At 68.8% G+C, this 14,708-nt stretch carries 12 protein-coding genes; 9 read left to right on the top strand and 3 right to left on the bottom strand.

The window, feature by feature from the left end:
• The first annotated feature begins 10 nt into the window (after positions 1-10).
• Positions 11-646, top strand: coding sequence for an alpha/beta hydrolase (locus EP757_RS28635; protein ID WP_127551191.1), 636 nt, complete (start codon positions 11-13; stop codon positions 644-646).
• 83 nt (positions 647-729) lie between these two features.
• Positions 730-1,158, top strand: coding sequence for a hypothetical protein (locus EP757_RS28640; RefSeq protein ID WP_127551193.1), 429 nt, complete (start codon positions 730-732; stop codon positions 1,156-1,158).
• Here EP757_RS28640 and EP757_RS28645 read toward each other — a convergent pair.
• Entirely contained in the window at positions 1,140-1,508 is a 369-nt protein-coding gene (locus tag EP757_RS28645; protein ID WP_127551195.1) for a cyclic-phosphate processing receiver domain-containing protein, read from the bottom strand. The two genes, EP757_RS28640 and EP757_RS28645, sit on opposite strands and share 19 nt — an antisense overlap.
• 97 nt (positions 1,509-1,605) lie before the next feature.
• Here EP757_RS28645 and EP757_RS28650 point away from each other — a divergent pair, with 97 nt between their 5' ends.
• The 3 genes from EP757_RS28650 to EP757_RS28660 all read left to right on the top strand — a co-directional run bounded on the left by EP757_RS28650 (position 1,606) and on the right by EP757_RS28660 (position 4,803).
• Positions 1,606-2,577 carry an alpha/beta hydrolase gene (locus tag EP757_RS28650; RefSeq protein WP_127551197.1) on the top strand — a complete coding sequence of 324 codons (972 nt, stop codon included), beginning with the start codon at positions 1,606-1,608 and terminating at the stop codon, positions 2,575-2,577.
• Positions 2,578-2,607: 30 nt separating this feature from the next.
• Positions 2,608-3,411, top strand: a complete 804-nt coding sequence (locus EP757_RS28655) for an SDR family oxidoreductase (protein ID WP_127551199.1) — start codon at positions 2,608-2,610, stop codon at positions 3,409-3,411.
• A 147-nt stretch (positions 3,412-3,558) separates the two neighbouring features.
• Positions 3,559-4,803 (top strand): vanadium-dependent haloperoxidase, encoded by a 1,245-nt coding sequence (locus EP757_RS28660; protein WP_127551201.1) that lies wholly within the window; start codon positions 3,559-3,561, stop codon positions 4,801-4,803.
• Between the two features lie 155 nt (positions 4,804-4,958).
• Here EP757_RS28660 and EP757_RS28665 read toward each other — a convergent pair whose 3' ends face one another.
• The gene (locus EP757_RS28665; RefSeq protein WP_127551203.1) at positions 4,959-6,056 is read right to left on the bottom strand and encodes a LacI family DNA-binding transcriptional regulator; all 1,098 of its coding nucleotides are present in this window, start codon (positions 6,054-6,056) and stop codon (positions 4,959-4,961) included.
• 193 nt (positions 6,057-6,249) lie between these two features.
• Between EP757_RS28665 and EP757_RS28670 the strand changes: the two genes are divergently transcribed.
• Entirely contained in the window at positions 6,250-7,638 is a 1,389-nt protein-coding gene (locus tag EP757_RS28670) for a DUF1996 domain-containing protein (protein ID WP_127551205.1), read from the top strand.
• Between the two features lie 61 nt (positions 7,639-7,699).
• Here the strand turns inward: EP757_RS28670 and EP757_RS28675 are convergent, their stop codons facing one another.
• On the bottom strand, positions 7,700-8,368 hold the full coding sequence (locus EP757_RS28675) for a DUF305 domain-containing protein (RefSeq protein WP_127551207.1): 669 nt from the start codon (positions 8,366-8,368) through the stop codon (positions 7,700-7,702).
• Between the two features lie 139 nt (positions 8,369-8,507).
• Here EP757_RS28675 and EP757_RS28680 point away from each other — a divergent pair, with 139 nt between their 5' ends.
• The 3 genes from EP757_RS28680 (at position 8,508) to EP757_RS28690 (ending at position 14,665) form a co-directional block, all read left to right on the top strand.
• Positions 8,508-11,474 (top strand): discoidin domain-containing protein, encoded by a 2,967-nt coding sequence (locus EP757_RS28680; protein ID WP_127551209.1) that lies wholly within the window; start codon positions 8,508-8,510, stop codon positions 11,472-11,474.
• Positions 11,475-11,672: 198 nt separating this feature from the next.
• The gene (locus EP757_RS28685) at positions 11,673-13,439 is read left to right on the top strand and encodes a discoidin domain-containing protein (RefSeq protein ID WP_127551211.1); all 1,767 of its coding nucleotides are present in this window, start codon (positions 11,673-11,675) and stop codon (positions 13,437-13,439) included.
• A complete protein-coding gene (locus tag EP757_RS28690) occupies positions 13,436-14,665 on the top strand; it encodes a DUF1996 domain-containing protein (RefSeq protein WP_127551213.1) in 1,230 nt (409 codons plus the stop codon). Before EP757_RS28685 ends, EP757_RS28690 begins: the two co-directional genes overlap by 4 nt.
• Positions 14,666-14,708 lie beyond the last annotated feature (43 nt).

Here is a 14,708-nt window from a genome sequence, read left to right on the forward strand (position 1 = left end):
TTTTCTCGGCGTGCCAACCGCAGCCGCTGCTGAAACACCCGTCGTCGCCCGTGCCGGATCCCCGGACCCCGCCGCCCCGTTGGTCGTACTCCTCCACGGCCGAGGCTCCCACGAACGCGAAATCCTCACCCTCGCCGACCACCTCCCTTCCGCCGCCGCCTACGCCGCGGTCCGAGCCCCGATAGCCGAGGGCGCCGGCTACGCCTGGTTCGCCAACCGGGGCATCGGCCGTCCCGTACCCGCATCCCTGCGAACCGGCATGACCTGGTTCCGCCGGTGGCTGGACGCCGAGGCCCCCGCCACCCGCCCCGTACTCCTGGTCGGCTTCAGTGGCGGAGCCGCCTTCGCCGGCGGCCTGCTCCTGGACGACCCGTCCCGCTACGCAGGGGCAGTGATCCTCTACGGCACCCTGCCCTTCGACGCCGGCGTGCGAGTGACCCCAGGCCGCCTCGCGAACGTCCCCGTCTTCGTGGCCCAGGGCACCCACGACACCGTGATCCCGCGCGAACTGCTGGACCGGACCTGGAACTACCTCCACGACGAGTCGAACGCCGCCCTGACCAGCCGCCGGGACCCGGCCGGCCATGGCCTCACCCTCCCCGTGGTCGAAGCCCTCTCGGCCTGGCTCCACACCCGCCTCGCCTGATCACCCCTTCCTCCTGCCGTGCGCGTGGCCGGCGGCGCGCGGGAGGGACCACGGCGTGAGCCGGTCTGCCCCATAATGCGTCGATGAGCTCCATCATCACCTTCTTCGTGGCGGCCGACGACGACTCCGCCGCAGCCCTGGCCGAGGGCGGGCCGGGCGAGGATCTGCCGTCCGCCGGTTACGGGAACTTCGACGTCTGGACGGCCCTCGCCGAGTGGGAGAGCCTCGCCACCGACCGATCTCTCATGGAGATCGAGGAGGCCGGCGGCGCCGGCGTGGTGAGTGAAGGCGACGATCCCGTGGTCCTGGCCTTCCCGGCCTCGCTGACCCGGGCGCTCTCCACCTCCGACGGCCCGGCCCTGGAACTCCTGGCCGAGCAGTGGATCGCACTGCGCGCCGAGGAGGACGAGGACATCGACGAGGAACTGGCGAACGACCTCCTGACCGACATCGCCGGCCTGGCCCGAACCGCCGTCACGGCGGAGAGCGCCCTTTACGTCTGGGTCTGCTGACTCGCCGAGAGCCCTGATCCGGACCCGGAGACCACTCGTACCGGGTAGCCCCACCGCCCCAGCACCTGCGCCACCTTCCCGGCCCCGACCGGGTTCGCCGAATGCACGTAGATCGCGCCGACGTCGAACGGGGTCTCCTCGAACGCGGCTCGCTCCAGGACCTCCACCACCGGCCAGATCGTGTCGTCGCCGCCGAGGTCGTGATCGAGCCAGAGCTCGTCCACCCGCCGCTTCCGCAGCTGATCGAGCAGCTGGACGCCCGCGGCGCTGGTCCTCGCCACCAGAGCGATCCGCCCGTCGGCGAACGAGCGCAGATCGTCCACGAGCACGATCGTGCGTGAGGGATCCATCCCCGCATCATTCCACCCCCTTGACAGTTCACAGTCGACACTTGTTAATGGAAACACTGTTTCGGAGAGCGTTACGACCAATCCTCCTGGAGGTCCCGTGTCTCTGTCCCTGCGCCGTGCCGTCGCGGCGCTGGCCCTGACCGCCGCTACCATCGTCGCCACCCCGCAGGCAGCCCAGGCCGCTGCCGTCGAGGTGGATGGCGAGATCTCCGTTCCTTGCTGGATCTACAACTACACGCCGGACGCCGACTGGTATTTCCCCGCGACCACGACGCCGAAGGCCCTCGTCTATCTGCAGCACGGCTTCTCCCGCGCCAACGACAACGTCGCCGACCTGGCTCGCAAGTACCAGGCGGCCGGCTTCCTGGTCTTCGCGCCGACGTTGCCGTCGGCCGACATCTACGGCTGTACGGTCAACAACCTCGGCAACAACACGGTCTTCCTGAACAGCGTCGCCGGCTGGATCGGCAACGCCACGAACACCGGTGGCGCACTCGCGAAGAGTTACGCCGCGGCAGCCAAGTCCGCCGGTCGTTCCGGCAGCGCCCTCCCGGCGAACTACGTCCTGGCCGGTCACTCCGCCGGCGGCGAGGCGGTCACCTACATCGCCAACACCTTGCGTACGGCGTACCCCGCCAGTTTCGCGAACCTCGACTACGTTCAACTGCTCGACCCGGTCAAGTCCATCTTCGGCAGCAACATGGCGACCGGCCTCGCCGGCATCGCGGGCACCTCGCTGCCGATCCGCACGATCTCGTCGCCGCCCTACCTGGCGAACAGCAACGCGAGCGGGACCGTGCAACTCACCGGTGACCTGGACCGCGACTTCCTCGGAGTCCGCCTCACCAGCGGCTCGCACTGTGACGCCGAGGGCAGCAGCACCAACGTCCTCTGCACCCTGACCGCCGGCACGTCGAAGGCGGCGAACGTGGCCATCCTGCAGACCCTCGCGGTCAACTGGACGGCCGACGCGGTGGACGGCACCACGACCGCGGCGTACTACCCGGGCGGCGCCTACTACGACAGCCTGGTGGGCAGCGGCGCCATCGAGACGCTCAGTGGCAGTTAGAACGATGCCGGCGGGGGCATCCCTGACGGCATGACGACCGAAATCAACGAGTTCGCAGTGGTGACTGGCGCGTCCAGCGGTATCGGGTACGAGTTGGCGCGCCAGTTCGCCGAGCACGACTATGACCTGCTGATCGTCGCCGAGGACGAGGCCATCGAGCAGGCGGCCGCCGGCCTCCGGCGGGACGGGCGGAACCAGGTGACCGCGGTTCGGGCGGATCTGGCGACCTTCGAGGGCGTCGAGCAGGTCTACGCCGCGATCCTGGAGTCGGGCCGTCAGGTGGACGCGATCGCCCTGAACGCGGGCCGGGGCATCGGCGGTGACTTCACCCGCCAGACCGACCTCGCGGACGAGCTGAACATCATCGACGTGAACGTCACCTCCACGGTCCACCTCGCGAAGCGGGTGCTGCCCGACATGGTGGCCCGGGGCGGCGGGCAGGTGCTCTTCACCTCGTCGATCGCCTCCGAGATGCCCGGTACGTATCAGGCCGTCTACAACGCCTCGAAGTCGTTCGTGCAGTCGTTCGCCGAGGCGCTCCGAGCCGAACTCGACGACACCGGCGTGACCGTGACGTCCCTGATGCCCGGCCCGACCGAAACCAACTTCTTCCACCGCGCGGAGATGGACGACACGAAGGTCGGCGCCAGTAAGAAGGACGACCCGGCCCAGGTGGCGAAGCAGGGGTTCGAGGCGATGCGCAAGGACAAGGAGAAGGTGGTGGCCGGCTCCTGGAAGACGAAGGCACAGGGTGTCGGCGCCAAGGTGATGCCGGACCGCCTCAAGGCCGAGATGCACCGCAAGATGGCCGAGCCCGGATCCGCACAGAAGTAGGCTCACGCACCAGAAGGCGGGCAAACTCCCAGAACCCGTCATGAAACGAAACGACTGACATAGTCGTATGTCGATGTCTTGCCCGGGTGGGCGGGCGCCGGAAGGCTGAGGTACGGCCGATCCGCCCACCCACGGGGGTGCACCGACATGCTTCGAAGGATCCGGGGAGCGGTCGCTCTCCTGCTCGCCGCGCCGCTGCTTCTCGCACCCGCTGACGCACGGGCCGCCGCACCGAACATGGTCATCACCTGGGCCGTGCACTCGGAGACCGCGGCGTACGAGGTCGCACGCCAGGCGCCGTACGTCAACGGCCGGACGTTCGCGATGGTGCAGGGCGCGGTCTATGACGCCGCCAACGCGGTGGCCGGCACGCCGTACGAGCCGTACCTGATCGCTCCGAAGGTCCGCCGCGGCGCCTCGCTCGACGCCGCTGTCGCCACGGCGGCCTATCGTGTGCTGCTCAGTCTTTTCCCGGGGCAGGCCGCGACGCTCGACGCCCAGTACGCCGACTCGCTCGCCACCGTGCGGAACGGGCGTGCCGAGCGGGACGGGATCGCCGCCGGCGAGGCCGCGGCCGACGCCATGATCAGGTCGCGGGCCGGCGACGGGGCCGACGCGCAGGCCGGCTGGGTGATCGGCACCGAACCGGGACAGTGGCGGCCCACCCCGCCTGCCTTCGCCCAGGACGGCGCCCAGGTCGACGGCATCCGGCCTTTCGTCATCCCCGGCGGCGACACGTTCCGCACTGCCGGCCCGCCCGCGCTGACCAGCGCCGCCTATGCCCGCGATCTGAACGAGATCAAGGCACTCGGCGGGGCTGCCGGCACGGCCCGCACCCAGGACCAGACCGAGTCGGCGATCTGGTGGCACGACCGGCGGCAGACCGAATGGGAGATCAAGCGGCAGATCGCGCAGACCCAGCGGCTCAGCCCGCTGCAGACCGCCAGGATGTACGCCATGGCCGACATCGCACGGGCCGACGCCACGATCGCCTGCTTCACGCAGAAGAGGCAGTGGAACTTCTGGCGGCCGGTCACCGCGGTGCAGCTGGCCGACACCGACGGCAACCCGGCCACCAGCGCCGATCCGACCTGGATGCCGTTGCTGATCACGCCGCCGTTCCCCGATCACACGTCGGGGCACTCCTGCTCGACTGCGGCGATCATGACGGCGCTGCGGCAGTTCTTCGGGCGGGACGACATCCCCTTCAGTGCCTACAGCTCGGACTCGGGGACGGTCCGGAGCTTCGACAGCTTCTCCGAGGCGGTCGCTGAGGTCACCGAGGCGCGGATCTGGGGCGGCGTGCACTTCCGCACGGCAGACGTGCAGGGCGTGCAGCTCGGCAACCAGGTGGCCCGGTATGTGCTGGCGAGGGAGTTCGCGAGGCGCTGAGTTCATGACGTCAGCGTGCCGCGGCGGGCCTAACACCGGCGTGACGGCGGCGCTTATGCCGGTGTCATGCCGGGGCGCGTAGAACGGACGGCATGAGAAGGCGAAGCGGAATCCACCTCAAGCCCGGGCCGGTGCGATCGGCCCGGCAGTCCTCATCACGCGGTCTGACGCGCGACCAGCGTCGGCTCGAAGATGACCGAGCTGACCCGGGCTGACGGGTCGTCGATCCGGGCCAGCAGCAGCCGGGCGGCCTCCGCGGCCATGTCCTCGAGCGGATGCCGGACCGTGGTGAGGGCGGGCCGGGCAGCCAGCGCGGCGCTCGAGTCGTCGAAGCCGACCACTGCCACGTCCTCCGGCACGCGGCGGCCCGCATCGCGCAGGACCAGGAGTGCGCCGAGGGCCATCAGGTCGTTCGCGACGAAGACCGCGTCCAGATCGGGATGGGCGTCGAGCAGCGTGCGCATGGCGGCCGCCCCGCTCTCCTGCGTGAAGTTGCCACTGGCCGATGGCAGCCAGGCGTGCCCGTGCCGCGCCATGGCCCGGCGGAACCCGGAGATGCGATCGACGCTGGCCGGCACATCGGGCGGCCCGGAAATCATGGCCGGGCGGCTGGTCCCTGGGTGGTCGGGCGCTGGGCGGCCGGACGCTGGGTGGTCGGGCGCTGGGTGGCCGGACGCTGGGCGGCCGGCGGCCAGGCGGTCGGCGGCGAGTTCGGCGCCGGCTGAGTTGTCCAGGTCGACGTAGCTGATGGGGACGGGTTCGGAGGGGCGGCCTATGAGTACGGCGGGGATGCCGGCTTCGGCGAGCATTCCGGGAAGGGGGTCGTGTGCGGGGAGGGAGAGGACCACGGCGCCGTCGGCCTGGCCGTTGCGGAGGTCGCCGACCAGGCGTTTGTGACCGTCGGTGCCGACCATCTGGAGAGCCAGCTGGACGCCGGCCGGGCGGAGGACGCTCATGAGGCCGCCGACGACGCGCCCGAAATAGGGGTCGGAGAAGAAGCGGCTCATGAACGGGTCGTCGTCGTGGGTCTCGGAGTCGGAGACGACCAGGGCTACGGTCCCGGAGCGGCGGGTCACCAGCGAGCGGGCGAGCTTGTTGGGGACGTAACCGGTCTCGTCCACGGCGCTCCACACCTGCTCGTGCAGTTGCGGGTCGACGTTGCGGATGCCGTTGATGACGCGGGACACGGTCGCGCGCGAGACACCCGCCACGCGTGCCACGTCTTCGAGCGTGGGCAGCCGGTGGCTCTGCATGCCCGAAGTTATAGCACGGGGAGAGCGCTTTCCGTGGACCCCGCCACGAGTGGGGAGAGCGACGTGGTGAGGACCGGCGCGCGGAAGAAGACGGTTCCGGAACCTCGGATTATTGACGGGTGGCTATGGGCGGAACGATGCTTGGAAAGCGCTCTCCAAGTCTCCTGTCCGTCCTCAGCTTCAAGGAGACACTGTGCGACAACGGATCCTGGCGCCTCTGGGCGTCACACTTCTGGCCGCGGCTCTGGCGGTCGCGGGTAATCAGGCTGCCCAGGCTGCGGAAACCCTGCTCTCGCAGGGGCGACCCGCACTGGCGTCCTCCCTGGAGAACGGGGAGTCGCCGGCCATCGCCGCCTTCGACGGGCGGGCTGACACCCGGTGGGGTAGTCAGTGGGCCGATCCGCAGTGGTTGCGGGTCGATCTCGGGGCCACGGCTACCGTCAGCCGGGTGGTGCTCGACTGGGAGGCGGCCTATGCGAAGGCCTTCCAGATTCAGACGTCGCCGGACGGGAACGCCTGGACGACGATCTACAGCACGACGAACGCGACCGGCGGGAAACAGAGTCTGGCCGTCAGCGGGTCGGGGCGGTACGTCCGGATGTACGGGACGCAGCGGGGGACCGGATACGGGTACTCGCTGTTCGAGTTCCAGGTCTACGGGACGTCGACGGCCACGCCGCCGCCGACCGACGGGCCGGGATATGTGTACGCGAATCCGCCGGTCACCGGGGTGGTGCCGTCCACCGAGACGCCGCCCGCGCAGAACCCGCCGGTGACGCACCGGGAGTTCCAGGCCAACTGCTCGGTGAGCAGGTCCAACCTGAACGACGACCCGATCGTCTTCCCGAACCTGCCGGGGGCGTCGCACTCGCACACGTTCATGGGCAACCGGACCACGAACGCGAACTCGACGCTGCAGAGTCTGCAGGCCGGCGGCACGTCGTGCATCACACCTGGGGACAAGACCGGGTACTGGATGCCGACGTTGCTCAACGGCGACCAGGCGGTGCAGCCCGACGGTCCGCAGGTCATCTACTACAAGTCGGGTGTGATCGACTACCGCAGCGTGCGGCCGTTCCCGCCGGGGCTGCGCTACGTGGTCGGGAGTCCGACGGCCACGCAGGACGAGTTCCGGTACTCGCCGGGTGCGGTCGAGGGGTTCGAGTGCGGTAACAGCTCGTTCAACTGGGACATCCCGGCGACGTGCCCGGCCGGCACACAGCTCAACGCGCGGTACCAGGCGCCGAGTTGCTGGAACGGCATCCACCTGGACTCGCCCGATCACAAGAGCCACATGTCGTACCCGGTCAACGGGGTCTGCCCGGTGTCCCATCCGGTGGCCGTGCCGATGATCGAGTTCAAGATGGCGTGGCCGGTCAGCGGCAACATGTCGGCGGTCCGGTTCTCCAGTGGGCGGGGATATTCGTTCCACTACGACGTCTACAACGTCTGGGACCCGGCGACGCTCGCCGCCCTGGTGCGTCATTGCATCAACGGTGGACTGCAGTGTAATCCGCGTGGGTTCGATCAGTACAAGCCGGAGCGGGGAGCCGCATTGAACGAGAACTACGAATTGCCGTGAGAATGTGAAGAGGCCCGGCGCGACGGTTCCGGGCCTCTTCGATAACGCTTTTTCGCCGAGATTATTTCTCGAGGGTCGTCAGCACGAATTCGGCGTTGGTTCTCATGACGCCGGCGAGGGTGACGACCTGAGGCGGGCTGTCCGTCTTGAGCAACGAGCCGATCAGGTTCGCGCACTGCTTCGCGTGGGCGGAGAGGTGAGTCCGGGCCAGCGTGTCGAAGGTGTCGCCGGTCGTCGCGGCTGCCTCGGTGACCTGTTCGGGCGTCACCATGCCGGGCATCGGCATGCCCTTGTGCGGGTTCTCGGCGGGCAGGCCGGCGGCGTCGTGCAGGGTGCGCAATGCGGTCAGTTCCTCATCAGTACGCGTCCTGAGCTGCTCGGACAGCTCCCGCAGGACGGTGTCGGCGCTGTGGGTGGGTACGAGGTCGAGCAGTGGGAGCAGCTGCTCGTCCATCGCGATGCTGATCTCGATCCAGGCCGTGTCGGTCGTCGAAAAGGCGGCCGAGGCAGCGCCGGCGGAGGACGCGGCTATCGAGGCGGCGCCGGCCGAGGGCGCGGGTATCGCAGGTGCGCCGACGGAGGACGCGGCGACTGACGGCGATGCGGAGGGCCGGGTGGCCGGTTGCGCGGGCTCGGAGCAGGCGGTGAGGCCTGATGTGAGAACCACGGTGAGAGCTGCGACGACGATGGCGCGGCCGGCGGTGGGGAATGGGGGGTCATTTGGTGGCACCGGGGCAGTGTCTGGTTCCGGAACCGGGCGTGTCAATGGTTTCTATTGACGTTCGGCAACGTGGGCGAAACAATCGCCGAACTTGGAGAGCGCTTTCCGAGTCCCTTCCCCCGAATTGGTGCGAGCATGAGAAAAGATCATGAGTAAACGGCTGGCGACACTGGTCGCGCTCGTTGCTGCTGTCGTCGGACTGGCGGGGGTCGCTCCCGCGCGGGCCGCCGAAGTGCTGCTCTCTCAGGGCAAGCCCGTCGTCGCCTCGTCACAGGAGGGCGACGCCTGGGCGGCCGCCAACGTCGTCGACGGCAACGCCGGGACCCGCTGGTCGAGTCAGTTCTCCGACCCTCAGTGGATCAGGATCGACCTCGGCGCGGTCACCGGGATCACCCGCGTCGTGCTGAGCTGGGAGGGAGCGTTCGGTAAGACGTACGACATCCAGACCTCGAACGACGGCAGCGCCTGGACCACCGTCAAGGCCGTGAGCAATGGTGCCGGAGGCACCGAGTCGATCAACGCAAGCGGAAATGGCCGTTACATCCGGCTCAACCTGACGCAACGAGGGACCGGCTACGGCTACTCGCTCTGGGAGTTCCAGGTGTTCGGGACGGACGGCGGGAGTACGCCGCCGCAGGATGCCTTCACCACCATCTGGAGCGACACCTTCGACGGGCCGGCGAACACCAGCCCGAGCAGCGCGAACTGGCTGATGCGGACCGGCACGCAGTACCCGGGCGGCGCCGCGAACTGGGGGACCGGCTCGGTCGAGACCGCCAGTGATGCGACGGCGAACGTCGCGCTCGACGGCGCCGGGAAGCTGAACATCACGGCGATCCGCGACGGCGGCGGCAGGTGGACGTCGGGCCGGATCGAGACGCAGCGGGCCGACTTCACGCCGCAACGCGGTGAGCAGCTGAAATTCACCGCCGTGCTGAAGCAGCCCAGTGTCGCGAACGGGCTCGGGTACTGGCCGGGATTCCGGGCGACCGGCGCGGCCTATCGGGGGAACTTCACGAACTGGCCGGGCGTCGGCGAGACCGACATCATGACCGACGTGAACGGGCGCGGGCAGCTCGCGCAGACGCTGCACTGCGGGACGGCGCCCGACGGGGTGTGCGCCGAGTACAACGGGCGGTCGTCGGGGTTCGCGACCTGCGACGGCTGCCAGAGCGGCTACCACGAGTACGCGCAGGTCATCGACCGGACGAAGACCGACGAGGAGATCCGGTTCTACCTCGACGGCAGGCAGACCTGGGTGGTCCGCGAGTCGCAGGTCGGCGTGGCGGCGTGGCAGGCGGCCGTGCATCACGGCTTCTACCTGCGGTTCGACCTGGCGATCGGCGGCTCGCTGCCGAACGCGATCAACAACGGCCGGACGACGCCGACCAGCGCGACGACGTCGGGTGGAGTGCTGAGCGTCGACTCGGTGTCGGTCTCCCGCCTGACGGCTCAAGCCGCCCCCGAGATGTCCGATCCTCCCATTCCCGCCGGTCCGAGCGTCGTCAAGGTCACGGGGACGCAGGGGAACTGGCGACTGACCGTCAACGGAGCTCCGTGGCAGGTCAAGGGGATGACCTATGGTCCACCGCAGGGTGCCGCCGACGGGTACATGCGTGACCTGGCGAACATGGGTGTCAACACGATCCGCATCTGGGGTCCGGATGCGGCGACGCCTTCCCTGCTCGACACGGCTTCTCGCTACGGGATCAAGGTCATCGTCGGGTTGTGGCTGAACCACGGTGCCGACTATGTGAACGACGCGGCCTACAAGAGCGCGGCAAGAGCGGACATCCTCAAGGCGGTCAACGACCTGAAGGGCAGGCAAGGCGTTCTGCTCTGGGATGTCGGCAACGAGGTCATCCTCGAGATGCAGAACTACGGTCTCGCCGCTGACGTCGTCGAAGCGCGACGGGTGGCGTACGCGAAATTCGTGAACGAGATCGCCGTTGCCATCCACGCCGCCGACCCGAACCACCCGGTGACCTCGACGGATGCGTACACGCACGCGTGGACCTACTACAAGCCGCACGCCCCGGACCTCGATCTGCTCGCGGTGAACTCCTACGGCGCGATCGACACGGTGAAACGGGACTGGATCGCCGGCGGTCACACGAAGCCGTACATCCTCACCGAGGGCGGACCGGCGGGGGAGTGGGAGGTCCCGAACGACGTCAACGGGGTGCCGGCCGAACCGTCGGACGCGGCCAAGAAGTCCGGATACACCTACGCGTGGAACGCGATCACCGGCCACCCCGGCGTCGCACTGGGAGCGACCCTCTTCCACTACGGGCTGGAGAACGACTTCGGCGGCGTCTGGCTCAACACCACGACGGGCGGCTGGCGGCGGCTCGGCTACCACGCGGTCCGTCAGGCCTACACCGGGCAGAGCGCGCCGAACACCCCGCCGGAGATCAGCGCGATGACGGTGAGCACTCCGACGAGCGTGCCGGCCGGCGGAACGTTCACGGTCACCGTGTCCGCTAACGATCCTCAAGGCGATCTCCTGCGCTACAACCTGATGGCCGGCGACAAACACATCACCGGCAATCGCGGGCTCAGCCACCTGACCTTCGAGAAGACAGGATCAGGAACCTTCTCGGTACGGGCCCCGGAAGCGCTCGGGGTCTGGAAGGTCTACGTCTACGCCTACGACGGTCACGGCAACGTCGGCATCGAGCAGCGCTCGTTCCGGGTCGTCCCGCCGGCCGTCCCCGGCACGGATCTGTCCCGCGGCAGGCCGGTGACCGCTTCGAGTCACCAGCCGACCGGCACCAACGGGCCGCAGCTGCCGGCGTACGCGGTCGACGGCGACTACGGCACCCGGTGGGCCAGCGAGTGGGTGGACGCGGCGTGGCTGCAGGTCGACCTCGGCTCGGTCCAGTCGTTCAACCGGGTGCGGCTGGCGTGGGAGGCCGCGTACGCGACCGCCTACACGATCCAGGTGTCCGACGACGGCGTAAATTTCCGGACAATTCACACGGTGGCCGGTGCCGACGGTGGGTTCGATGAGCTCGCCGTCAGTGGCACCGGGCGATATGTCCGGGTGAACGGCACGGCCCGGGCGACCACCTACGGCTACTCGCTGTGGGAGTTCGGCGTCTACCGGGCCTGAGAAAGACATCGATGGCGCTCGCAGGTTCCGGAACCTGCGAGCGCCATCGGCGTACCACCCGGCGTTGAGCTGCGTCGATGCGCTGAGGAAGCGCTTCCCCGATGTTTCCGGTGCATTGACAGCCTTTTACGTCCCGTTCACAGTGTCGTCCAAGAGAGCGCTTTCACACGGAAGCGAATCCCCCGAGGAGTCCCCGCCATGAAACGACGCCTGTTATCCGCCGCCGCTCTCGGCGGCCTGCTCACCGCGTTCCTGGCCGTCCCAGCCGCCTCCGCGGAAGGGCTCACGGCAGCCGGAAGGTCCACGGCCGCCGGAGGGCTCACGGCCGCCGGAGGGCTCACGGCCGCCGGAGGGCTCACGGCCGCGCAAAGGCTCGCGGCCGCCGAAGTCCTCGTCTCGCAGAACAAGCCGGCCACCGCCTCGTCCAGCGAATGGGCCGGAACCCCCGCCGCGTCCGGCGTCGACGGCGACAACGGCACACGGTGGTCCAGCGCGTTCGCGGCGACGCAGTGGTTCCAGGTCGATCTGGGTGCGTCCACCGCGGTGAGCCGGGTCGCGATCAACTGGGAGGCGGCGTACGCGAAGGCCTTCCAGATCCAGCTCTCCACCAACGGCAGCACGTGGACGACGGCATACTCCACGACGACGGGCGCCGGTGGTCAGCAGAGCATCCCGGTCACCGGTACGGCACGATATATCCGGATCAATCTGTCGCAGCGGGCGCTCGAAGCCTACGGCTACTCCTTCTGGGAGTTCCAGGTCTACGCCGGCGAGCAGACGAACCCGACGAGTGGCCTGCTCAGCTACGGCAAACCGGCACGAGCCTCGACCGAGCAGAACGACCCCCAGTGCAACCCCTGCACGGCGGACAAGGCGTTCGACAACGACCCGGCCAGCCGCTGGGCCACCAACCCGACCGGCGGCTGGACCGATCCGGGCTGGATCCAGGTGGACCTCGGCGCCACCGCACAGATCAGCCAGGTCGTGCTGCAGTGGGACCCGGCGTACGCCCGGTCGTACCAGATCCAGGTGTCGGCGGACGCCGCGAACTGGTCCACGATCTACTCGACGACCACCGGTGACGGCCTCAAGGACGTCATCAACGCGACCGGCGCCGGCCGCTACGTGCGGATGTACGGCACCGCCCGATCCAGCGCCTACGGATACTCGCTCTGGGAGTTCAGCGTCTACGGCACCGGCGGCAACCCGACCGCGCCGCCCGCGAAGCCGGCCGACCCGGTCTTCCCGGCGACCCGGCTGGTCTTCGCCGACGAGTTCAACGGCGCGGCCGGCAGCAAGCCGGACACCAGCAAGTGGACGTACGACCCCGGGTTCCCGCAGAACGGCGAGGTGCAGTACTACACGCCGGACAGCCAGAACGCGTCGATGAACGGCACCGGCGCCCTGGTGATCGAGGCGCGCAAGGAGGCGTCGAACGGCCGCGACTACACCTCGCACCGGATGAACACGAGCAACAAGTTCTCCGTCCAGTACGGGCGGATCGAGGCCCGGGTCAAGGTGCCGAAGGGCAACGGTCTGTGGCCGGCGTTCTGGCTGATGGGCGACGACTTCCTGCAGGGCCGGCCGTGGCCGTACAACGGCGAGATCGACATCATGGAGGTCCTCGGCCGCAACACCGCTGAGGCGTACTCGACGCTGCACGCCCCGGCCTACAACGGCGCCGGCGGCTACGGCCAGAAGTACGCGACCGCCGACCTCTCCCAGGACTTCCACACCTGGGCCGCCGAGTGGGACAGCAAGGGCATCCGGTTCTTCCTCGACGGCAACCTGGTCTTCACCGCGAACAAGGAGACCGTGGAGAACACCCGTGGTCCGTGGATCTTCGACCACAAGTTCTACCTGATCCTGAACCTGGCCGTCGGCGGCGACTTCCCCGGCCCGATCGACGCGACCACACCCTTCCCGTCCCGCATGCTCGTCGACTACGTGAGGGTCTACCAATGAGACGTCTTCTGGCCGTCATCGTCGGCCTCTTCGTGATCGCTCTGCCCGGCGAGGCCAGCGCCGCCGACCCGCTGATCTCCCAGGGCAAGGCGGCGACCGCGTCCTCGACCGAGTCCGCTGCCTTCCCGGCGTCGAACGCCGTCGACGGCGATGCCGGAACCCGCTGGTCGAGCGCCTTCAGTGATCCCCAGTGGCTCCAGGTCGACCTCGGCTCCAGCGCGGCGATCTCGTCGGTCGTGATCGACTGGGAAGCGGCGTACGCCCGTACCTATGCGGTGAAAGCCTCCGCCGACGGACAGAGCTGGACCACCCTCTATTCCACCGCCGCCGGAGCCGGGGGCAGGCAGGCGCTCACCGTCAGCGGGACCGGCCGCTACGTGCGCGTCGAGAGCACGGTCCGGGCGACGCAGTGGGGGATTTCGATCAAGGAGCTTCAGGTGTACGGGGTGACGGCCGCCCCGCCGAACGTCGTCCGTGTCGCGGAGTTCCTGGCGGACTGCCCGTTCAGCCACCGGCTGCCGGACGACCCGATCATCTTCCCCGGGCTGCCCGGCGCCTCGCACATGCACAGCTTCTTCGGCAGCACCGTCACGAACGCCCACTCGACGGTCGACACGCTGCTCAACGCGAACAGCAACTGCAACCCGTCGATCGACAAGTCGTCGTACTGGATCCCGACGCTCTACCGGGACGACGCGCCCGTCGAACCGGTGACCGGCATCTTCTACTACCTCGGTGAGGGCGTGCGCGACGACCTGATCGCGCAGACCCAGCCGCTGCCGCTCGGGCTGCGGATCGTCGCCGGCAACGCGAAGGCCACCGGACCCGCCGACAACACGATCGCACGGTGGTCCTGCCTGCACGCCGGGCACGTCGGGTCGTCGCCGGACTTCGTGAACTGCCCGGCCGGATCGATGTTGGAGTCGTACCTCGACTTCCCGCACTGCTGGGACGGCCGCAACCTGGACTCGGCCGATCACAAGAGCCACATGGCGTACCCGGTGAACAACGCCTGCCCGGCCACCCACCCGGTGGTCGTGCCGAAGTTGCGGCAGGTCATGCGGTACCCGGTCACCGGTGATCCGGCCCGGCTGCGGCTGGCGTCCGGTGCCGGCTACACGATGCACGGCGACTTCTTCAACGCCTGGCCGGTCGCGGAGATGGCCCGCCGGGTGAACGACTGCATCCGCCCGATCATCAAATGCGGGGTGGACGGCAGGCCGTGATGATCGCGGCCCCTACCCGGAGGGGCCGCGATACCATCCTTAC

Source organism: Actinoplanes sp. OR16 (assembly GCF_004001265.1).
In the GTDB taxonomy this organism is placed as follows: domain Bacteria; phylum Actinomycetota; class Actinomycetes; order Mycobacteriales; family Micromonosporaceae; genus Actinoplanes.